The 23795-nt window shown below is 47.0% G+C and carries 9 protein-coding genes; 2 read left to right on the top strand and 7 right to left on the bottom strand.

Going from position 1 to position 23795, the window contains the following annotated elements; all coding sequences use genetic code 11:
- Nucleotides 1-2076, top strand: a complete 2076-nt coding sequence (locus NTZ10_05985) for a beta-galactosidase (protein MCX5749773.1) — start codon at nucleotides 1-3, stop codon at nucleotides 2074-2076.
- A gap of 18 nt (nucleotides 2077-2094) precedes the next feature.
- Nucleotides 2095-4497, top strand: coding sequence for a glycosyl transferase (locus tag NTZ10_05990; protein ID MCX5749774.1), 2403 nt, complete (start codon nucleotides 2095-2097; stop codon nucleotides 4495-4497).
- A 6-nt stretch (nucleotides 4498-4503) separates the two neighbouring features.
- Here the strand turns inward: NTZ10_05990 and NTZ10_05995 are convergent, their stop codons facing one another.
- From NTZ10_05995 to NTZ10_06025, 7 genes are all read right to left on the bottom strand, one after another.
- A complete protein-coding gene (locus NTZ10_05995) occupies nucleotides 4504-6153 on the bottom strand; it encodes a hypothetical protein (GenBank protein ID MCX5749775.1) in 1650 nt (549 codons plus the stop codon).
- Nucleotides 6154-6293: 140 nt separating this feature from the next.
- Nucleotides 6294-12476, bottom strand: coding sequence for a hypothetical protein (locus tag NTZ10_06000; protein ID MCX5749776.1), 6183 nt, complete (start codon nucleotides 12474-12476; stop codon nucleotides 6294-6296).
- Nucleotides 12477-12598: 122 nt separating this feature from the next.
- Entirely contained in the window at nucleotides 12599-12898 is a 300-nt protein-coding gene (locus NTZ10_06005; protein ID MCX5749777.1) for a hypothetical protein, read from the bottom strand.
- Between the two features lie 45 nt (nucleotides 12899-12943).
- Entirely contained in the window at nucleotides 12944-16957 is a 4014-nt protein-coding gene (locus tag NTZ10_06010; GenBank protein ID MCX5749778.1) for a hypothetical protein, read from the bottom strand.
- A gap of 200 nt (nucleotides 16958-17157) precedes the next feature.
- Nucleotides 17158-18738, bottom strand: a complete 1581-nt coding sequence (locus tag NTZ10_06015; GenBank protein MCX5749779.1) for a hypothetical protein — start codon at nucleotides 18736-18738, stop codon at nucleotides 17158-17160.
- Between the two features lies 1 nt (nucleotide 18739).
- Nucleotides 18740-21499: a hypothetical protein gene (locus NTZ10_06020; GenBank protein ID MCX5749780.1), complete on the bottom strand. Its 2760-nt coding sequence runs from the start codon at nucleotides 21497-21499 to the stop codon at nucleotides 18740-18742.
- Nucleotides 21486-23795, bottom strand: a complete 2310-nt coding sequence (locus NTZ10_06025; protein ID MCX5749781.1) for a hypothetical protein — start codon at nucleotides 23793-23795, stop codon at nucleotides 21486-21488. Before NTZ10_06025 ends, NTZ10_06020 begins: the two co-directional genes overlap by 14 nt.

Below are 23795 nucleotides of genomic sequence, written 5' to 3' on the forward strand. Positions count from 1 at the left end.
ATGTTCCCATTCGGCGTAACATTTTATCCTGACCAGTGGCCGAAAGACTACTGGGAGACCGCATTTTCGCAGATAGCGGAAAGCGGTTTTAATATTGTCAGGTTCGGCGAGATGGCGTGGAACTGGATCGAGCCGCGGGAGGGCGAGTTCCATTTTGAAGAAATGGACGAAGCCCTGGACCTCGTCAATAAATACGGATTAAAAGTCCTGCTCGGCATCCCCACCTCGATGGCACCGACCTGGCTGGTAAGAAAATATCCCGAGACAAGGCCTGTTTCTAACGAAGGCACGCTGTATCCGGAATACGGGCCGAGGCCGAACATCTGCAGGGACAGTAAATTGTACAGAAAATTCGCGGAGAGGATGCTTCGCAAGCTGGTAGAAAGATACAAGGACCATCCAGCAGTAATGTACTGGCAGATAGACAACGAACCGGTATATCCTCCCCTTGATTCGACGACAAACCTTGATTTCTGCCATTGCCCGGAGACCAGGAATGATTTTGTCGAATGGGCAAAACAAAAATACGGCACTCTTGAACAGATCAACAGGTCCTGGGGGACAAAATTCTGGACGAACGAGTTCGGAGAAATGGACGATATAACCACTCCAAAAGCCGGTGTCTGGGACGCAGGGAACCCCCATATTTTTCTTGACTGGTTCAGGTTCAAGACCGATTCACTTCACAGTTTCTTAAGCTGGGAAAAAGGCATCGTGAAGGAATATGACAAGTCGAGGAAGATCGGCACGAACGGCTTTTTGGGCATATCGTCCAGAGTCCCCGACCACGACACGATGGCCGAAGGTCTCGACTGGTACGGATGGGATATCTATCCGATGGGTGGGAGGAACACCCCCCAGCAGATCGCCGAGATGTCCGACTGGTGGAGAAGCCTTTCTTTAGGAAGGAACATGGAATTCCACGTAACGGAACTCCAGGGAGGGCCGAACGTCAGGTGGGGCTATCCGGGTTTCATAGAAGGACCGGAGATACGCGTATGGACGCATCAGGTAGTCGCTCACGGAGCGCAGGCGATACTTTACCATCAGTGGCGTACTTCGGTATTCGGCGGAGAGACGGGAGGCTTTGGTATACTCAAGGCGGACGGCACAAGGACAAAACGCCTGGAAGAGATAGAAAAAGCGGGGGCAGAAATTAAAAAGATAATCCCGATACTTCACAGGCATAAACTGGACCCGAAAGCCGCCGTCGCATATTTAAGGTCATCCGATATACAGACATACCAGGAGCAGGGACCTCCAAGAGCAATAACCGGCCAGTGGGAACAGGTTAGGGCGGAATTGGGGCATACCCACGGGCTTGACAGCTGCCAGGGGGCTTACATGGTGTTATGGAACTACTACAATCCCGCGGCGTTCATATTTGAAAGGCATCTTGAAGACGGCAATCTTCCTTACGAGATCATTCTTCTGCCGAACCCCTATATCCTTAAGAAAAAATACGCGGAAGTCCTTTTATCCTATGTAGGAAACGGCGGAACGCTTGTGACAGAGGCGAGGTTCGGCGCTAAGAACGAGAACGGAGGCCTGCACGAAAAGCCGATACTTGACGACTTTTTAAGTATCACCAGCCACCACATCGAAACGATAGACGACAGGATCTACATCCCGAAGATCCGCTCGTACGCGTACGGGTTCAGGGACCTTATCTCTGACGCGGAAGGGACTATTGTCAGGTACAAGGACGGGTATCCAGCTATTATCGAAAGAAGTGTCGGCAAAGGGAAAATACTCTACGCGACCTTCAGCCTTTTCATGAGCATCGGTAAAACGGGCAACGAGAGGCTTGCGGATTATGTGAGGGCGCAGCTCCCGCAGCCCGAATTTTTCTTAAAGGACAAGGACAGCATAGAAATGGTCCTCTGGGACGATCCCGAGACGCCGGTATTATATGTGATAAACCACGGGTCGGTCAAAGAAAAATTCGAAATAGATACGCCGGAACGCTTCACCAAAGCGGAAGACATCCTGAGCGGCGAAATATTTGAAATTGAAAAGGGAAAACTGCCACTTACATTTCACGGGAGAGAGGTAATGGTCCTGCATCTATCATAGACCGGAAAGGAATATCAGATGAAATACGGGTATTTTGACGGGCTAAGCAAAGAATATGTGATAACAAGGCCGGACACGCCGCTGCCCTGGATAAATTATCTGGGCTGCGAGGAATACTGCGCCCTGATGTCAAATACTGCGGGAGGGTACAGTTTTTTCAGGGACCCGAAAGAAAGAAGGCTTTTGCGATACAGATACAATAACATCCCTTATGACAGGGGAGGGAGATACCTATATGTAAGGGACAACAAAACAAATGAGTTCTGGTCAGCGACCTGGCAGCCGGTGCAAAAACCCACGGCAAAGATGTCCGTCAGTAACGATTCCGTGCTTTTCCCGGTGCAGGAGGGTAAAAAGGACGATTATATTTACGAATGCAGACACGGCCTGGGGTATACAAAGATAACGTCCAATTATAAAGGCATTCAGACAACCACGACATATTTTGTCCCGCTCGGAGAGAGCTGCGAAGTCTGGATGATGGAGATAAAGAACAACAGCCTCCAACCCAGGTCTTTAGGGGTATTTTCGTTCGTCGAGTTCTGCCTGTGGGACGCTTTGAACGACATGACGGATTACCAGTACAACCTGAATATCGGAGAAACTAAAGTCACAGGTAATATGATCTATCATCTTTCAAGGTACAGGGTCGAAAAGAGCTATTTTGGTTATTTTTCGTGCAGCGAGGATATTGCGGGATTTGACACCCAGAGAGAGGATTTTCTGGGCAGATACGGAGATCTTTCCGCGCCGAGAGCTGTTGTCGAAAATAAATCCAACAATTCTATCGCATGCGGCTGGGCGCCTGTAGGGAGCCACAATATCCAGGTGAATCTAAAAAGCGGTGAGACAAAAACGATAATATTCGTGCTGGGCTACAGCGAGAAGGCCGGCGATGAGAAAAGGGTGGCCGCGAAGTTTTCAAACAGAGAAAATGTCGAAAAAGAATTAAAAAAGCTGGCGAAGCACTGGGAAGACAACCTGGACAAGCTCTGGGTCAAGACCCCGGATGAGGACGTGAACCTCATGGTAAATGTCTGGAACCAGTATCAGGTTAGGACCACGTTCAACTGGTCAAGGTCGGCATCTTACTATGAATCCGGCATCGGAAGAGGGATGGGATTCCGCGACAGCAACCAGGACACGATGGGATTTGTCTACCAGATCCCGGAAAGGGTGAAGCAAAGGATAATCGACCTCGCCTCGACGCAGTTCGAGGACGGTGACGCGAACCACCAGTACAGCCCGCTCACAAAAAAAGGCAGCGGCAGGGGCTACAGCGACGACCATCTGTGGCTTGTCTATTCTGTTTCCGCGTATATTAAAGAAACGGGCGATGCAAAATTTCTCCTGCAGAAAGTTCCGTATGAGACCGGTAAAAAAGATACGATTTACAAACACCTTGCAAAAGCAATTAATTATTCCCTTAAACATAAAGGCCCGCACGGACTGCCTCTCGCGGGATTTGCCGACTGGAACGACTGCCTTAACATGACAGGCCCTAAAAAGCAGGCTGAGTCTGTGATGGTCGGCCAGATGCTTGCCGGCGCGTGTGCCGAGATGAGCAGGATGGCTGTTCTGATAAGGAAAAGAACGGACTCAAAAAAATACAAAAAGCTTTTTGAAAAAGTGAAAAAGCAGATAAACAAGGTCGCGTGGGACGGCGAGTGGTATATCAGGGCTTTTGACGACAATAAAAAAGCCGTGGGCACAAAGAAGAACAAAGAAGGAAAGATATTCCTTGAAACTCAGGGATGGGCGGTACTCACCGGCGTCGCGGAAAAGGACAGGATGATAAAATGCCTTGACTCGGTAAAGAAACATCTTGCCACCAAGTACGGGATAATGATACTTCAGCCGTCATTCTCAAAGTTCTATCCGGAACTCGGGTCCATCTCCATCTATCCTCCCGGGCTAAAAGAGAACGGCGCGATATTCTGCCACCCGAACCCGTGGATAATAATATCCGAGTGCATCGCCGGCAGGGGAGAGCAGGCATTTGAATATTACAAGGCGATCGCCCCTTCAGAGAAGAACAAAATGCCTGACACTCATAAGCTTGAGCCCTATGTTTACTGCCAGATGATAGCCGGGAAAGACCATAAGGATTTCGGAGAGGCAAAGAACGCCTGGCTTACGGGTTCCGCGGCGTGGAATTTTATGGCAATTTCACAATGGATCCTGGGTATAATGGCGGATTATGAAGGGCTCACGATAGATCCCTGCATACCTTCGGTATGGGACGGATTTGAGGTAAAAAGGCATTTCAGGGGATGCGATTACTTGATAACCGTAAAAAATCCGGATCATGTATGTAAAGGAATAAGAGAAGTAAAAATGAACGGAAGAAAAATTAAAACCAATATTCTCAAAGCTCCCAGAGGAGCAAAGCAGGTCAAGGTCGAAGTGGTGATGGGCTAAAAAAGCCTACATTAACTTCGGGTCTATGAAATAACTTCCGCCCATGTTAAAAACAGCCTCTGTGACTTTGCTGTCACCCGCTATCATGGCCGCGATCACGTTAGGGAACGTATTAGCCATGTGCCTAACAAAATCGTGATAGCTCATCCTGTGAGAAACACCCAGAGGATGAAGACTAAGCTCCGGAGGAATATCATCCGAATGGGTATGCTGCAGAGATTTGACCCCAAGAAAAAAGCCGGACCTGGGCGCGAGCACGAATGCAGGCTTTAATCTCCCGGTCCATTCTGAACCGGCCCAGCTGTCGATACAGGCGCCGATCCTGGGCCCGAGCATTTTAATATCTATAGCAGCGTCAAGTTCCCCAAGACTGTCGGTAGCTTCTGCAAGCGCGGCCGTTGACATGACATAGAAAGTAGTATTGACCGAAGAAGGGTTCTGTTTTGTCGAGACCATGTCGGCAGGCAGTACCGTTCCCTCACAGAGAAATTGTCTTTCAGGGTTAGAGGTCTCACGGACGGCGCCGCCGCCGAGCTGGTTGTTTGAGTTCGGCGCGACAAATACCAGCATGTTGTACCCTTTGCCGAACAGATGTTTTGCCATGCCGATCACCGTGGGGTCCGCGCCGTAAAGGAATTCATCGCAATTCCCGTACTGGAAATATTTGATGCCGGATTCAGACATAGCCTTATAGGCATTGTATAAGGAAAGCATCATTGAAAAATCACCGTGGCCGGTGGAAAAAAGCTTGTCCGTAAAGTCCAGCGTTCCCAGGAACATCCTGGATGAGCTTGGCTGGACGAACCCGAAAAGATTATCGATCTCCGGCTGCGACCATCCCGCAAGGTCCGTTTTAAGCCTGTCAGCAGTAAATCCCACGCTTTTTGAATTCAGCATGCAAAGCGTCAGCGCGGTCCTTTCCAATGTCCTTTGGGTCGCGGCAAAGTTGTCCATCATAAGACCGAGAAGTGTCCTGGGGCCGCTGTTGGTCTCTATCGGGTAAAGATATCTAGGCGGCAGGTCGCCTTCATTTACTCCGTTAAGCCCGCCGAGAGGCCTGATCCTGCCAACGATATCAGGGTGTTTGAGTACAAAATCAATTGCTCTTGATGATTCTCCTGCCGAAGGAAATCCCATGGCAACGGTAGAAAGCCGCGGGTTGACGGAATTGCTCTTTAGTTCTTCTATTCCGTCCCGCGTGAGACCGGCCAGCTCCTGCGCGCTGTGGGCCAGTATTTGTTTCGGTTCCCAGGTGTGGCCTTTTATCGGCGGAGTGTGGGGCGTCAGAGTAAAATAGCTTTCCGGGCCGAGGAATGCCAGGCTCCCTGCAGGCCGCCTTGATGAAGCCAGTACTATTGCTTTAAGTTCATCATGGCGGGTTGCCAGCACTCTCTGGGGCGTGTCTTCCATTGCGTCAAGACTCGGGATTACACTCTGCGCTTCCATTTCCCTTATTCCGGGAAGCAGTTCCCTTGCGCTTGCATTCTGGTCGAACAATCCCGATATCAAAGCCCTCAGCATATCCGCCTTACCTGTATCGTTGATCGGCTGCCTGAAGGTATGGTCCGCAGGCACCGCGCCTGCCCTTACATGCCCGCCAAAATTATGGATCTGGGCCTTGGGAGCGAATCTAACAATCTGTGCAGCAGCATTCATCTTAAAGCCCTTTCTATATATATTGAGATCTACTTCATTTATATATCGGTACGTATTTCATGAAATTTCATGGAAAATCAGGCTTTTTTGAAGATTTGGAAAGATGTCAGGCTTCTAAGTTATCAAAATAAGTGAGCCGATCAGAATATCCCAAGAAATTTGCTGTTCTTTCTAATTGCTATCGCAGCTTCTTTAACTGACCCGTTAAACAGGCATTCGACAAACTCTCCTGTGGTGAAATTGGCGGAGTATCTGCCATCTCCTGAGCCGCCCTTCACTGAAATGTGCCCCCTGAAAATGCCGGGTGCCCTGTTGATATAAAAATCCTTGAGATCTCCTTTGATGTTCTCAAAATAGGACAGATGAGCTTTTTCGTCGGCGGTAAGACCGGCAAAAGCATCAGCCACAAGCCCCGCGTAGCTGCTACTCTTTCTGGCTGTCAGCAATAACGAAGTAAAATGGCCGTATAATTTTTTGTGAATGCCGTTTATTTGGCCGCGCATATTTTCTGCGAGAACGGTTTCCCCCTTTTTGTTGCAGTCATCGATCATAAGGAGGATATCGTGAAGGACTTTGGCCGATTCTTTTATATCTGCCAGCCTGACGGCTATCTCTGTCTTCACGCCGGCGACGTTTTTACTGGAAGCCCTGCTCTCTTTCAGCGAATCTTTTTCGGCGCGTATGAGAGTGTCGTTCATGCCGGTGAGGGAATCCCTTACGAACCTTTTGCCTGAAATAAGGTTCCTTTCTTCTTTGCCGAACAGGCCCTGCACCTGGACATTGGCGTCCCCGGCTTTGACCAGGTCCTTTCTCAGGAGGTCAAGAAGTTCCGTTTTTATTTCCATCGGCAGCAGATTGAGCGCTTTTCCTATTTCCGCCCTGAGGCCCTGCTCCGTGCCGTTGGCGCTGAGCGCCCTGTACATCAGGTAGAGGCCGTCTTCTTTAAGCTGTTTTTTGGTCTTTTCATTTATTTTTAAGGCAGGGTCTTTCAAAATTAACGCTGTTTCATTTATCACTAATATTGCGGCCCTGACATCTTTTGCCACATTTCTCTTTTCGATAGTCTCCCTTGTGCCGCCGATGGATGTGATGAGGTTCAATCCCGGAATTGTCCCCGAATTCTTTATTATTCCCTTAAAATCAACTTCCCACGGGACGAACGGGATCAATTTTCTGGTGATCCTGCCGTACTTGATCTTGGCTTCATCGCGGCCGGACCTGTAATACGCCATGGACACGGGGTCGCTCGTGCGTGCCGTTTTCAGCGCTTCAAAGATCTTTGGTTCGTCTTTGGGATTGACGGAAGATTTAACTGACGCCATTTTGTCGTATATGGCCTTCTTTACACCAGGCGTTGCAGATATCCCGATATCTTCCGGCTTTTTAATTTCTTTTGCTTTCTTCAGATTGACCGCGCCGGTTTTGTCGATATATCCGTGGTCGATGAGCTGCTGGCGGACAGTATTAATTTTTGCGTTGCTGAGTATTTCGAACACGGCCGCCTTTTCATCGGCAGTGAAAAGGCTTGCTCCCTTTTTGGAAGAATTGAGGATCTCGTTTATCTTTTCCTTGTCTTTAGCGGAAAGCTTTAAAGTTCCGAGTTCCCCTATATTGCCGCTGAACGTATCGCTGACCGAGTAGGCCCCGCCGAAAAGTCCGCCCTTTGCTATATGCCTAGACTTGACCAGCTCAGCGAGGATAAGGTTCTTTTTGTCTCCGAACTGCTCGAACTTTGTTTTATCGATTCTATTGTCCGTTTTCGTGGGATTAAAAGCCCGGATAAAGTCGTCTTTGTTTTTAATAGTCTTGAAAAAATTATCCGTTACCACATTGCTTCCGATAAACAAAAACCCCGTGCTTATGAATCTTGCTTTGCTCAGTTCTTTCCACACAAGCGCCTGCCTTTTTTCAAATTGCGAGAAGTCCGCTTTTCTTATTAGAGGTTTTTCGCCGGAGAGATTATCTTTGTAATCTTCCGCGGTTATTATCCTCGCATCCCTGAGAGAGAATTTCTTCTCGTCTTTCGGGTCGAACTTCGGCTGGACAATGCCTTTCTCGTCCGTATATCCCGCTGAACCAAGAGCCGCCTGCACCCGTGAGCTGTCGGTGCTCAGGCCTCTAAAAGATCTGTTTGTGACGATGCCGTTGCTCACGATATTTTCAAGTTCAGTAGTTATTTTTCTGCTGTTCATCAATCCGGGGATAGATACGCCGGCGGTGATGAGCGCCGCGGCGACGGCAAAATACGGATTAAAAACAAATTTGCCGTTTACAGCAGTAAGCCAGAAAGTGGTCCAGCTGGGCTTGCCGCTTGGATCTATTGATAAGCCAAGCGGGGTCGATGAACCGGGCAGTGTGTAGAAAAGCCCAAATCCGGTTGCGCTTTCTGAAATACTTAATCCGAGATCAAATCTGTTTACCGAAAAGCCAAGGAATCCGGACACCCCTTTTTCAGGATTTCCGATATTTAATTCACCCCTGAACGCGATGTCATCGCCAAAAACAGGAAGTCTTTGCACGAGTCCGGCTTTGCCATAAGGCGTTACATCGCGGGTTGTTTCGTCGTTTTGCAGAGTGAATCCAGGCCCCGCGTATATTTTTGTGTTTTCAGAAGGTATTGCGTACAGCGTCAGATCACCGCCTGCGTTAGTAGCAGTGGCATGCCTTTCTTCAGCATAGGCGTCGACGCCCGCGGTGGCCATCAACCCGGTCGGCATTCGAGTATCAAAAGCTTTTGTAATAAAAGCCCTGAGAGAGCCCATTGCCGCATTAGTTGTAGTGTTGACTTCCTCGATCTGGGCCCTGTAAATTGTTGTTGTTTTGCCGTCCTTTATCATATTTATTTCAGTCTCTTTGCCGCCGTTCTTTCTGATTATCTGCAGACTGTAAGCTTCACTAGGGGTAGTCCACGTGCTATTGGCATCTGTCATCCATGTATTGGCAGGAACGCCGGGATTAAGGGTCCTCTTCGAGCCCTGTACGATGACATTATAGATAACATTATTTCCTTCCGTTGTTACGGAAGAAGTGCTGTAGGTTTCCCTGTAGATCCCTACGGTTGGCCTATTGTTTGAATCGGAGTTAATGATGCTTGTATCTATGGCATCAATGGCGGGCCTGACGGAAGCATCTGTAGTTGTTGTTTGGTTTCTCTGGTCAAGCTGAACTATGGAATTGCGCTCCATATAAGCGTAGCCGGTCATGGAAATATTGTTCAGCCTTAACTGTGCTATTTCATTGCCGCTTCCGTCTGTCAGCGAGACATTGTTTACCGCATTGTCTGTGGCAAATCCTACGAACCAGCCCTCGAAAAAAATGCCGGTCGTCCTATCACGCATGGTCTCATGAAGCCAGCCGATCCGCCTCAGCTCATTGCCGTCGGAATCGGATACCGTTTGCGTGCTGTAATGTGGATTGGTATCGGTCCATGCCGGCGCTCCGACGGTTGTCTCTTTTTTATCAATGACTTTCCAATTGTATTTTTTGCCTATTTTAGTGCCGCCTCCGAGCGTTGCTTCGGCAAAAAAACTGATTCCGTTCCCGAGATCGTTTGAATATGCGAGAGAAAGTTCCGGCCATACAGCCGTATTCCCCTGGCTGTCTTTATCCGCCAGTATTGATGCGCCAACATTCCAATGTTTGTCGAGCTGGCGGTTGACCCCGACTTTAGCGCCTATCGTATTTGTTTTCTTCCCATATTCCGAATCTTCGTATCTATTATGTATGCCCGCGGAAAAAGCATCCTGTCCGTTGGTCCACTCGCCCCCTATGCTGTCATATCCGCTTTTCTTTTTACCATTATTATCCTCAACTTGATTATTCAGGACCAGGGTCGTTCTTTCGCTCAATCTTATCCGCTGCTCCGCGGAAAGAGTTGCTGTTCCGTCGAAAGGCGAGAGAGAATAATACACATCGGTCCTATCATAAGGTGAAGAAAGGAATGTCCTTCCGCTGAGGACCTTGCCGGGATATATGTAAGTCCTGTTGCTTTCCTCGAGGCGGAACCTTTTTATTATCGAATCAATGTTCTTGACACCTTCCAGGTTCTTATATATTCCGGCCAGCTTGAGGTCATAGCCCGGCATCCTTTTGGCGTTCAGTATTTCGTAGGTCGTCTTCAGGTCATAATAGATCTGGGATTCAAAAAGATAACCGCAGGCGGACTTTTTGTCCCACTCATCAAAGAAGAGCGTCCCCATCTTTTCCTGGTACGCGGCCGCGGCCAGTACCCATTTTCTGCCGTCCGGTCCGTCATATCCGGGGTTTGCCATGCAGTTCTTGGCGGACGCCTCAAGGGCCAAAAGTATGAGCAGCCGGCCGTAATCATTTTCGGAAAGGGCCTGCAATGCCTTTGGATCGCCGCCGAATACGATGCCGGCGACTTTCTGCCTGATATTGATGCCGGAAGCGGTTTTGACCGCCTCTTGTATAGGGATGTCCGCTTTTAACAGGAGCTCTTTCAAAGCTTCTTCGTAAAGGTCGACCGCGCCGTTCATTTTACCGTCGTTGTCCGTAAGATACATGGCCCTGGCCGTGTGCACGGACAATTCAAAATTGACCGGGTCCAGGTCCTTTGCCGAGACAAAATCACTAACGGCTCCTTCAAAATCCTGCCTGCTAACCTTTATGCTTCCGAGGGCTGATTTGGCATTTGCTTTTATCTTGGCGGGAGCTTTGCCGGAATCAGCTATTTCTTTAAAATATTTTTCCGCGCCATTTTTATCGTGTTCGGCAAACAATCTGAATGCCAGATCGATCCCAGCCTCATATTTTATCCGGTCGCCCGCATCAGTTTTGCTGTAAATTTCACCGAGGGCTTTTTTATCGCCCCTCAATTTTGCGAGCCTGAACCCGGCTTCATTATTCTGCTTCGGATTCTCCGCGATCTGCCCGGCCCTGATATAAGCGGCCGATGCTTCGGCGGTATTATTTACAAACGTAAAAAGATTGCCAAGTATTATGAGCGCGTCCGCCATATCATAATTGCTGAGGTTTGAGGATGAGGCAAGAAGCTCAAGGTTTTTAATGGCCTGTTTTATTGTTTCCTGCTGCTTGAGGACATCACTGCCTTCCATAGAAGCTAGGTTGAGCTTGGTATTCAGGAGGATGAAGCGCGACACCAGCATCCTTTCGTATTCCTTTAAAGTCCCTTTTCCCAGTGCCAGCTTTAGGCCTTCAATATCTTTGTTCTCTGATAGGGCTTGAAGCGTTTCCTGGGCGATTATGGAGGAAATATCCATTATCCCGCGGGCTGTATACGCGCCGTCTTCATCGTTCTTCCCCTTGGCCAGCTGCCATGCCTGGAGAGCCGCCTGGCCGACCGAGATACAGATATCAGTAGCGATCAGATCCAGATATTGTTTTGTGCTCGAATCGCGGGGTAAACGCTCGATAGCTTTTAATAATGAATCTTTTTTATTATGCTCGAATCCGATGAGCTTGGACCCGATGGTCTCCAATTCTTTCAAAAGCCCGACTTTTTTTGTTTCGTCTTTCTCATTCACCGCAATAAGGAATTTAGCTTTGACGTATTCCCTTGCCATTTCCGACACGGAAATATTGTGCGCCCATTGGTTAAAACTGAAAGCGTAGGCAAATACATTCAACTGCTGTTCTAACGGTTTGTTTTCAACAGTGGCACCAATCAATTCTAATGACTTTTTAAACGCGTCTTCAATTCTATTGAGACGGGCTTTTATTTGTTCTCTTGTGGTCTTGACTTTTGTGTCATCGAGAGCAAAGGACAGAAGCCGGCTCTCCGCCATGCCGATATTTTTCGAAAGGACCACTCTTTCGCTATTTTTGGTAAACCATGGAGTGAACTTAATATCGATATTTGATAGCCCCGGGATCTTTTTTAGGTAAGCGAGTAGGTCGCTTAATTTTTCCGACAAAAGCGCCCCATACAGATTTTTTGCGGTCTCGACATTTTTCGCGTCTCCCCGCATAAGGCAGTCGGCAAGAAGTGTGACCGCATTTTTGATCGTACCGTTTTGGTCATTGTCCTTACTTATATTGCTCTTCAATACCTCAATGCAAATATCTTTGGCTTTTTTTGTGTTTTCTTCTGTCCCCCTCTTTTTTTCTGCTAAAGAGCCCTCTCCTGGCGCTATGTTAAAATGATATCTCGCTGTCGACAATAAAAGACCGTTTCTGTATCTTGGGTTATCTATCAACCCTCGCTCCAAATCCTTTACGTGCTCTTCTACAGATATTCTTTCTTCACGGGTCAACTCGGGTTCTTTTCGTCCATTTGTCGACGGAGAAAGATATTTCTTGCCGACATCTGAAGTTTCTTTAATCGCTTTTTGATAATCATCCATAATAAAAATCCTATTTCACAAACAATTTAGTGAAATCCGCATTATAATCAATGGTCATTGGCGTCTCTTTTCTTTCCCCTCTATATATATATCGTCCAAAATAGAGCCAAATTTCACTTGGCTCATTCTTTGGCCGGGAACGGATCTATAAAATCCTTGCTTTGTTTCTGCTTTTCAAGATATTCGATCGCAGCCTGCTTAAACTCTGCTACAGATACATTCCGCCCATTATATGACGAGACATAATTATTATCGTCACATTCTTTTATCGCCGGTATCACATCGGACGTGTCGATTTGCTTCTTTGCGGCTTCGTCAAGTTCCTCGCGGGTGATATTCCCGTCCCTTATTGAATCTATCTTTCTCAAACGCTCATAAACCTTTTCGATATTCCCCGCGCCGGTCAAAGTCGCTTTTTCCATGTTCGTTCTCCTTTTCTTTATGAAATTGATTCCGATTAATATGGATTATTCTTTCTGCCCATATTTATTTAACAACTCTTTGTAAATATCATTTATAGCCCTAATTTCATTAGACCCCCCATCTCGCAAACATTCCCGCATTCGGGTTTTGGCGCGGCTTTTTATTTCCTCCGATTTGCAATATTTAAAAATTAAGAAACAATCTTTAAATGCTCCGATCTTAAGGCCAAGCTTCTTTTCCTCGCTGATGTTTTGATCTGAAGATAGCAAAAGCAATATTTCTGCCTGGCATAAACGGGCCTCAAATAAACTTCTGCCTTTTAAGAGGCCCAATTTATTTGGATCGTAAATTATATCGAGTAAACTTTTTGCCGTCCGAGCTATTGTTAGTTTTTCATTACGATTGTCTTTGCTATTTGCCGAATAGATGTCATTTTCCGCCATAAGAAGGATAAGCCTTGCGGAAATGGGGCCAAGTCCGACATTTGAATGAGACTCAAAAACAGTCCTAATATTGCCTATCGAAGGTGTTCCATCCCCGATAAGTGCGATTTTTGCCAGACCAGCCGCTTCAATAGCAAGACCAGCTCCTTTTGTCCGCAACGCCGGATCGTTTGTTCCCAATGCTGTTAATGCCGCGATATAGGCGCATTCCGCTATCTTTAACTGCAGTTGAAGCTTGTAATAGCCCTTTGAAAGGATGCCGGAAAAATACGGTTCTTTTAAAAGCGCTTCTAATGAGCCTTTTATATTTAAAAGAGCAGTAATATCTCTTTTGTCAATTGCTTGGCTTGCTTTCACGTCATATGCCACTAGCAAAGCCCTTAAGATGAGATCCCTGTTAAAGGAATTGTTTTTGATCAGCATAGCTTTTGAAGTATCGATATTATTTGTGTCTATCCCAAATGAATTTGGGATATCTGATATCTCTTTCGGTAGTTCAACTTCCTCTGTCAGATCTTTAGCTCTATAGTATTTGGCAAGAAGAGCTTCGGCCTGCAGGACTTTTGCTGTCATAATATCTCTTTCTGAATCTTTTGTTTTCGTAATACCAGCGACGGCCTTGGCGATATCTATCACATGATCAAAGCTGATAGGGGAGTCTACTTTTTCTTCGTAAGTATCTATTGCCTGGGCAAGGCGGACCCGGGCGATTATAACCGCGGCTTTTACCGCAAGGGAAGAGTCGACGTCTTCAATAGCATTTGTAATTAGGGTCTGTTCGTACGCCGCTTTTTCTGTTCCAAAAGTCCATTCAGGTATGATCTTGCTTATAGCTTCTTGGAGCTGTGTTTCAACCTCGCCGGTATCTTTGTTCTTATTCCGGAGCAGATACCACTGGCGGAGGGAGGCTTCAACCATCAAAAGGGAAGCAGATTTATTATAGTAAGAGTCTTTTAGATATCCTCTTGCTGTTTGAGCGAGATTAAAAACGTTATTAATGCTCTCTAACGCATCTTCAAATGTATCGTCGATATTTGACAGTATCGTTTCGGCAAGGATCAGCAAAGCCTTTGCCCTTAAGTCTTTATGTTTAACTTTGCCAATGGCAGCTGTTATGAGAGCCAAGTCAGCTTTTGTTAATTTATTAAAGTTAAAGACGATCTTTCCGGCCTCAATGCCGGTAAGCGATGAAAGATACTGCTTCATCTTTGCGGTTTGAGCAGATGTCTGAGCAGATACGCCGTCCGCATTTCCCGAGGTCTTATATGCCTGTCTTAAGGAGCTTGAGACCTCCAGAGCCAGAAGGTCAGCACTGAGCTTAAAATACTCTCCTTTTATTCCTGATTTGTATATTTCGCTTTCAAGGACCTTTTCTATCAAAGCCCGCGCGTGCTTCAGCTTTTCGATGTCACTTCCCGCCTCAAGGAGTTTGAAAGTGACAAGATACAGAGCCGCATCGGCGTAGATGTCGCTGTCGTCGTCGGTAAGCTTCTTATTAAGGGCTTCAAGTTCAGCGTTTTCTTTTTTCTCAGCCTTTGGGTCAACGACTAAAAACCGTTGTATGGCCGGTCCTAACATTGCAAAAAGTTCGCTTGCAAGGACAGAACCCCTTTTGCCGGTTTTGTCCGTATATGTGTTGCCCAGAGATTTGAGCACGAAATATTTTTGGAAAAGGCCTTCTATTTTCAGCAACCCCAACATTTTTAGATCTCTTTCATTCAACAGGTCAGGCAGTTTCGCGAGTTCATTTTCAAGCAGTGACAGCTCAGACAGTTCTTTTTCAATAGAGCCCAGTTTATTTTCTTTGTTCATTTCGTGGTTCAGGGAAAGCCCCATCAGGGACAACTGTACCTTGAAGAGAGTAGCACGGAAGGCTGAAGTCATAAGTATCTTCAATTCAACCGATACCGGCGCATCGGCTTTTTCTTTTGAAGGCTCTCCGGTCTTTGCCTGCATGGCTTCCCATTCTTTGAGGCATTTAATAAGTTCGGCATTGGCATCCCGGGTATCGGCATCAAGCTTATTGTATGCCACGATCAAAGAGGCTTCACCGCACACGACCTTGAAGCGGGCGGTCATATTATTTATATCAGGCGTTTTACATTTCCCGGCGATTTCAAGTGCCGGCCCTCTGGCATCCGCCACAACTTTAAAATATCCGTCGGCTTTTTTCCTATAGTCTGCCGCGGTTTTCGCATCCGATTCTGTTTTTGCCGCTTTGTCATAAATGCTGCCCAGTGCATTTGACGCGAACGCAAGCTCGGTCTGAATGACCACATACAGGCCGGCAACATCATTTAACGCGGCCGTGTCTTTATTCGTTTCCAGTGTTTTTATAACATCAGATATGTCCTTTCTGTCATTTCTGTCGGGTTTGTAATAATTGACGGCATGGGCAAGCGCGGGATCGAGATATTTATTTACAGCGGTATCTATGAGGAGCTTCTTTTCCTCCAGGGTAAACTTGCCGGCCTCATTAGTAAGGCTGATATTGAAAATAGTTGCGAGTTTCTTTCTGTCATCAGTCGTAAGGGTGTCTTTGGTCGTTGACAGCGAGATGAGGAGATGCCCGATAGCTCTGTAAAGGTTTGTTCTTAACCAGGGATTTTTCTTTGAGGCGCCATCAAAAAAACCGACTATTTCCGTGGTTTTTACCTTTGCGGTTAAAAATCCGTTCAAGGTATTCAGTGAATCTACGATTTTAACCGGTGGAAGTTTATTGATATCTGCCGATGCCGCTTCAATTTTTTTCATCCCCGCATCCATTATCTCCGATTCAATATATAAAAAAAGATCTGCAATCGGGATTTTCCCTGTTATTTCAGATAAAGCTTTCCTTCTTGTCTCATCTTCATCAGACAGAAGCCGGAGTTTTAGGCCATAAATAAGGGTGGCATCAACTTGACCGTCCGTCTTAAAATTGGCGCCATAGTATTCAAGCGTGACCAGCTCCGATTTTTTCAAATAGTTTACTGCTTCATCGAAGTATTTTTGTTCTTTGGTGTGAATGCCCATAAAAACGCACGCTTTTGCCATTTTTCTGTAGATGGAAGATGTGAACCATGGCTCGCACATCCCGGGTTTCACCTTATTGTTGGGCCTGTTATCGATGATCTCTGTAAGGGGCATGCCGCCCGCCGTCTTCAAACACAATAATTCTTTCATGCTACTATATGCCTCTTCAAATTTCCTCTTTTCTATAAGATCGTCGATCTTGGAAAGATACGGGATATTCTTCTCTAATTTTGTTTCTTCGTTTCCTTCAATTTCCAGCCTAACCGCGCCGTAAACAATTTTGTATTCATATTGTGTACTGCCCAGTATTTCTTTCATATGCTGATTTATTGTGTATAATAAGATGTTTTTATTCTCGGTAGCATTGGCCGATGTTATGCCAAGCGCGGCTTTTGTAATTATGTCAAAAGCCCGGTCATCTATATCTGACCTTTCGCAGAATCCTCTCCACCAATCAGGATGTTTTTTAAAATCTTCTGCCGCGCTCCTGATAGCGCGAACATTCCCTGACGTAACAGCATCGTTAAGTAACGTCCTCAGCCGCGGGAACTCAGGAATATCTAAAAAACTGTTGTATTGCTTATCATCTATTATCGGCATATATTCTGTCTCCAGAAAAAGGGGCCGAGCCTATCCCCTCTATATATATATCGGTCAAAACCCGGCAGGATTTCAGCCGTATATTTTCATCATATCTTAATATTACATCGGGTGAATATTATGGGAATTTCATATAAAATGGCTGTTGCTGATATGGATATGCCCGGGTGTCAGCAAGGCAATTCATAAATGATGAATAATTATTTTCCACCCGGATTGAAGGTATAAGTGTCGTAATATAGTTTCATTGTTCCGGCTTTTGACGTAATGCCGGGGGGTGTCAGGGATGTTTCCATTTCTATTTCGCTGTCTATTGCTTTAATGGTATCCGTTAAGGCGCCTCTAATGCCGGTATCAGGTTTAACCGCAACATTAAAACGAGCTAATATTTTATTAAGGCCTTCCAGGTTCCTAAGCTCATCTGCTTTCAGGGAATTATCATCGATCTTTGCAATAATTGCCTTAAGATAGATATTTAGATCTTTACGCAGATCAAAAAACAGAGCCCTTTCAAAGTAATTGCGCAAATAAAAGAAGCACACTTCTTCTTGCCTGTACTCAAGTATCAAATTGAACGCCTTATCAATATTCTTTAATGCGGAATCGATATTATCCTTGGTTGGATCTTTCATGTCGGCAGACGCCATCGCCATGAAGGCCTGCGCTCTGTAACCGTAAAAGTTGCTCGGTTTTTGGAGGTCTTTATAAATAAACGGTCGCCTGAACTGGCCGAAAGTATCGAGCTGGCGGTACCAGTCTTTTGAGGCTTTAGAATATTGTTCCCTGAGTATCGATGCTTCAGGCGAAGTTCCCCTTGTGTCTTCGGCCGCGGTTGAGAATAGAGCTCCTAAATAGAGCATTGTTTTTGCCGCCTCAAATATCTCGCCGTAATCGGTCCTGTATTCGATGCCCGAGAAATATGAAATATCGCGGTGCGTTTTTGTTTTTTCCGGATCAAGGGCTTCAAGGTGCTTTGGTTTTCTTGCGGTAGAGCAAAGCTCCATGGACCATTCAAAATAATTTCTGATGGTCTCGATATATTGTTTTTTTCCATCATCATTGGTCATGCCGTCTTTGTTCAGGCCAGGGACGATCCCTCTTTGAAATTTGAGAAGATGGATCAGCCCGGCTTCATGCGAGGCGCGCATCTTATAGCCGAGATTTGCCCGCCCCTCATCGTCGTTGATGATCCTGTTCAGAATGGCCAGCGCGTCTTCGAATTTTTGATGGTCCTCTGCCTCCAAGGCCTGCGCCCTGTAGATCTGAGATTTAAGGAATAAGGCCTCGTAGTAAAAGTCAGAGTTCAGATATCTGCATTTAATTATCGTTTCGCACTGCTCGATCGCCTTGTCAAAGTCCTTATCAATAAAATAGTTCGTGGCAAGGTCTATCCTGGCCTTTAATGTGGCGGCTATATCGCGCGATGCGGTGTTAAGCGACTTTTTTAGGACAGATTCTTGTTGCTTTATAAGGAACTTCATTCCGGAGGTGCCGGACTGCGTTCCGGTAAAAACAAGGATCCTCGGGATAATGCACCCGCATTTCTTGACCCATGTTTCCCTGTCAGCGGCGCCAAGGTCTTCCGCGTCAAAGAGTACCGTGCTGCCGACGGTCACCTGCATCCTTCTATTGTCTTGCCTGAGGCCGGGCAATGTTTTGTCCGTGACAGCCCTGTCCAGTTTTGAGGCGATATTTATGGCGCGCTCAACGGATGACGTTTCGATCATGACAGAACCTTTATACGTCACATTATTATTAGTGATAGATATTTCATCGCTCATATTAATAGTACCTCCTGCTGATATTTACGAAAGCATTATTAGCTGACTGGAAAACATTCTCCATTCCCCATAAGGAAGCCTTCGCACCTATCTTTCTTATGCGGTCCAATTTTTCGGCATAGGTGACGGTTGCGGCCCCGGAGCCTGCCACGCGCGCAAATGCCGCTGTTATTGTGGCAAGTTCAGCAGGAGTAACTGCTGGTCCTGCCGGCAAGTCAATTGGGTTTGCCGGGGCATATTTTGGCAGCACGTTTCCATTTCGGTCTATATATCCGTTGATACGAAGCTGATCGATGAGAACGCCTTCTCTCTGCCCGGGAGTCCGTGATAATGATGCCGGAGTTATTGTCGCGACCGGGATTGCTGTTATGTCGTTGATCCTGGCGATCAATAATGGTCCCAGACCGGTTCTGACAGGTTGTCTCAGCGGCGCCAGCATGTCGTGGAGCGCTGTTTCTTCACGCAGCTTTTCCTTCCCGGCCCTGCCCGTTTCACGGTCCTTTTTCGGCAGCAAGTCCGAAATATCAAAAGTGTAACTGTAATAACGCTGGTAGAAATCCCTCATCTGTCTCTCAAGCTCGTTGGTCATTCCCATCACTTCAATATATCTATCCGTTCTTTGTTCAGAAGTTTCATCTCTCGGGTCCCTGCTTTTTTCTGCGATCAGGTCCATCATACGGTCTCTTGCCGATTCTGCCAGCTTTTTTGATCTGGGGCCGAAAAGCGCGAGCGCGAAGCCCTTATACCCCTCATATTTTGCCCTGAGCGAAACTACAAGCGAAGAATTGTCGATAACCGGAGCATTGGAATCACTGTGGGCCTGTTTCAAAATGTCTTTTGTTTTCGGTTTAATATCAAGCCAGTCAATTTGACCATCTGTAATATTCGGCCTAAATACCAGAGTATCCGCCTTAGGGTCTTCAAAAAGGCCTTTGGTTTTTTCAAGGTCACCCTCATCAGGAATTCTTGATTTCGCAACAGTCCCACGGCCAATCCGTATTTTTAACATATCGCAACTTCTTATATCCGCGATTTTAGCATCTAATTTATCTCGGTCAGTTATTGTACTTCGTGCTAGTTTCTCTTGTTTTGCCAGTTCTTCAGGCGATTTGTATGTTTTGCAGAGCCAATAGATCACGCTTTGCGCTCGGTCAAAATTCAAACGGGGTAATTCCGCCCTCACGGATGCAGCGTCTTCGGATGTGATATCCATTGTATGCACCGTTGTATTTGATTCCTTCAGGTATCTTTTTGAAAGCGAGAGCCCGTATGACTGGTACGCGAGCCAGCCCGCGTTGATCCAGGAGGCAAGGCTGTGGTATCCGGAGCTGAAAAGACCCGCGGCAAAAATACCAAGAGCGACTTTTTGCGGAAATTGCAGGATATTGAGAAAATTTACCATGTATTTTGGCATGTCCGTTTGAACTAGACCCCTGGATGACGAAAACTCGCCGCATGTAGGGTCTTTGCCTTTGTCCACGGCATCGTTGCCCTTTATGATCCTCGGCAGGTTGGTATTGTTGAGGGCGGGATATTTTAAAAATGTAAATGCCGGGGAAAATCCTTTCTGGGCGCTGAAAAATCCCCAAGATACGCTTTGTATCCCTATCAGGGCGAATATTGGATAGATCAGGTCTTCCATTGCCCCGAAAAACGCTTTTCCGAGCCCCCCGGTAGCCAGGAACATGACCGGCAGGTAATTCCTGATGACCTCCGCGTCTACCCATCTGTACCATTGCCATCCGGTTATTTCTTCTGTTATAGCCTTGTATGTCATGCGGATGGCATTTCGCACCCTTAGGTCAAGAGGATTATACTGGAGCTTGTATTGGTCTTTGATGGCGCTAAACACCATGTCCGGCCCAAGCGCCTGTATGCTTGTGTGGTCGTAACGGTTCCCCTCCTGGTTCCTGGCTTTGCCTTCCGTATCTTCGATAGCCGTTGAACCGGGAAGTCCGAGAGCTATTTCCTTGCTGCCGTTGACATACCATAGCATATTCTTTTGCGTCCTGGTGTCTTCGCCGGCCGTGAAAATAAGATCCTCTTTTATCCAGTCTCCGGCTTTGCGCGGGTCAAATACCGGCACATCCGGATTTACAGTATTCAGGATAGAAAGCACCCCGTTGATCTCAAGCTGATTAAAACACACTCTTTGTAATTCATTTCTTACGGCGGCAATGTCATATGGGTCGCGGGGATCGAGCGCGGGGTATCTTTGCTGATCCACAAACCCTCCTATTCCGATAATACGCCTATTTGTCAGGGCCGTCCATATTTGAGGCCCTCTTGTTTGTCCAAAAAGATCGATGAAAGCCCTTTCTGTTGCGGGCAAAAGCAATTCATGGGGAAGTCTTGTTGAAAAGATCGAATTGGGCATAAAAGTACCCTCAAGATGTTCTTCAAGCGTTATTACTGCCGCTGTCCCCGTTTCTATCGGGTTTTCCCTGCCGGCATTCAGCCCCCAGCCGAACCTGCCGACGATCTTAGGCGCCCATGAAGGTATCTTCGACTCGCCGTAATTTTGCTGCGAGATAATTGCCGGATAAAAATTCCAGTCGCGGCCCGCTGAAAATGAGCAGTTCTGCGGATTTTCGATATGGTCTTGGCTCCTGCCGAACGACGTCTCATCGAACCTGTTGTTCGTTGCCCTGTTCAGGTTCTGCCTTGAGCAAAGCGTTCCCGCGCGGTCAAAGGTCAGGCCGTTCACCCGGTGGTCCGGAAAGCGCACGGTAAAGCGCGGAAGTATATTATTGCCCGTCATTTTCCGCCTCGCTTTCTATGACATCATGCACACCCATAGAAAAGTTTATATTGTCGGTCCTTCCCAGGGGTTCCGATAAAGGTATCCAGTGCTTTTTGCCGTCTCTGCCGACCTCAACCTGTATCGAGGATGCCGGGCACATATAGGCAATGCCTTCTATAATTGCTCCCTGAGGCAGGAAGCTGTTGAGGTCGGGAGAACCAACGTCAATTTTTTCTACAGGATAGAGCATAGCTTTCAATTCCTGCAGCATTAAGTTCTCCGGGCTAAGGTCTTGCGCGGTTTCCGGGGATTTGTCCGGTGCCCAGCCGAGGAACCTTCCTATTCTCGGCCTGAATTTTTGAGCCCACTCGCCGCGCGAGTACGGCACATATATGTCATCAGGCGATGTTATATGCGGTTGAAGCGGATTGCCGTACAAAGGCCTGTTGTCATTATCGATAAGATCTCCGGAATTGACACGAACAGGGATACGGCATCCTTCCATATGAATTATGATCTTGTTCCCGTCCGGGAAAATGGTGTGGCCATTTATCCTGCTCATCCTGCCGTATAAAGTTTGCGGCGTAATCGAATAATATATAGGATCTATCAATTGAGAACTTAAAGGGTTGAGCTGTTTTCCCGCAACTGCCGTGAGGGTCATCTGGTCAGGTGACGGGACCATCTCAATGACCCTGGCCGCGTTCACCGGATTAAAAAGGACCGATCTCATTTTTCTCTGCAGCCGGGAGGTGGAATCCTTTGTGATTGGATACGCAGTCGTGCCGATCTTTTGTTCTCCGCCGATATCATATCTGTACCTGATAAGGGCAAGCCCGCCTTCGATATCTCTATTTTCTGAATAACCTCGTGCGAGCAGTGTTTCTTCGGGCGCCCAGTCCCAATATGTTGTCCCGTCGTCCCTTTCATATTTTGCTATTACCATGCCGCCATGGGCTCTCGCGTCAACGATCCTCGGGAAATCAGGATTTGGCATTTCCGCAAGGATCTCAGGAAAGCAGGTAAGAAGATCGGGATCCGCGGGGGCTTCGGTCCCGTCATTTTTTACTATGGTGAGGCTTTCTATCGGCTGGTCTTTCAGCTTTGTGCCGCACTCAAGGCCAAGGCATCCTATCCACGAATGGGGCAGTCTATAAACGTCCGGAGCGGACCTTTTCCCGGAGAGCAGGATCTGTTTCTTTTCTATGCTCATCTCAAAATCCACGTTCCCTTTGAAATGGAAGGGGCCTGTGATCCTTATGGGCAGCCGCGTGTTATATTCTTCCGGTTTTGCGGGATGAAGCCCTTTTACCAGGAAAATAAATTTTAAGCGGCCGGCTATAAAACCGTCTTCTAATTCCGGGTCTCTTGAAAATAAAGGGCCAAGGTCAACAGTCAGATAGGGTATATCTCCGACCCTTTCAGGAGAAACAAGAAGTTTTATGTCTTTTGCGTCTTTTGGAAGATAAAGAGGTAAAAGCTCTTCCGGAAGGGCTTTGAAGCCGTCCGCGTTCTCAAACCTGTAAAGCAGTGATCCGTCGCTGGCTGTCACGCATTGTTCATGCGTTCCGCTGAATGTATAGACATTTTTTATTACAGGTTCAAGCAGCGCGCGGTTGACCTGATAGGGAACGATGTTCTCTGTGTCGTTTCTGTCTTTATAGTATAATAATGTCGATGTTGCCGCGGGCCTGCATATCATGGGCCATCCAATATTAGTGCCATTCGCGTGATCCCGTATCAACTGTAAAAGAGGCATTTCAAGACACGCGGGAAGATCTACCGCTACGGGACCCCAAGGTATGTTCCTGAATATCCTTGCCACCGGATTGTTCCTGTTTGCCAGTGCCAGCGAGCCGACCATAGAGGACGGTTCTTTTGTGATGGCAAAATGCTCCTCGTCCCTTATCATCGGGTAACTGAACAGGGGGACTATCAACGGTTTGTCTTTATGGCAGACATCCACTGCATTTTGCACCTGTTGCGGGAATTTCTTTAAATATTCTTGCCAACCGCCCGATTTAAGAGTCCCGGCCTGAAATGGGGTGCTTGCCAGGCGGGCTTCCATTCCCGGCCTTGCGATGACCGCCGTAACATCGGGAATGCCGTTTACGGCAACACCCGTGATGGGAACCCCGTTGATCCGGAAAAGCTCTTCCATTTGGCGGCCTTGAGGCATTACAGAAGCGCTTGCAAATACCGGGTGGCTTGATTGCCTCAAAGGCCTTGTAACAAAATCTTTGGGCACGATAAGGTTCTGGCACGTTCTTATCCGGTTAAATTGTTGTTCGGTTATTCTTATTTTAATTCCCAT

It is taken from the genome of Candidatus Saganbacteria bacterium, assembly GCA_026387835.1.
Classification (GTDB): Bacteria; Margulisbacteria; WOR-1; order JAKLHX01; family JAKLHX01; genus JAPLKZ01.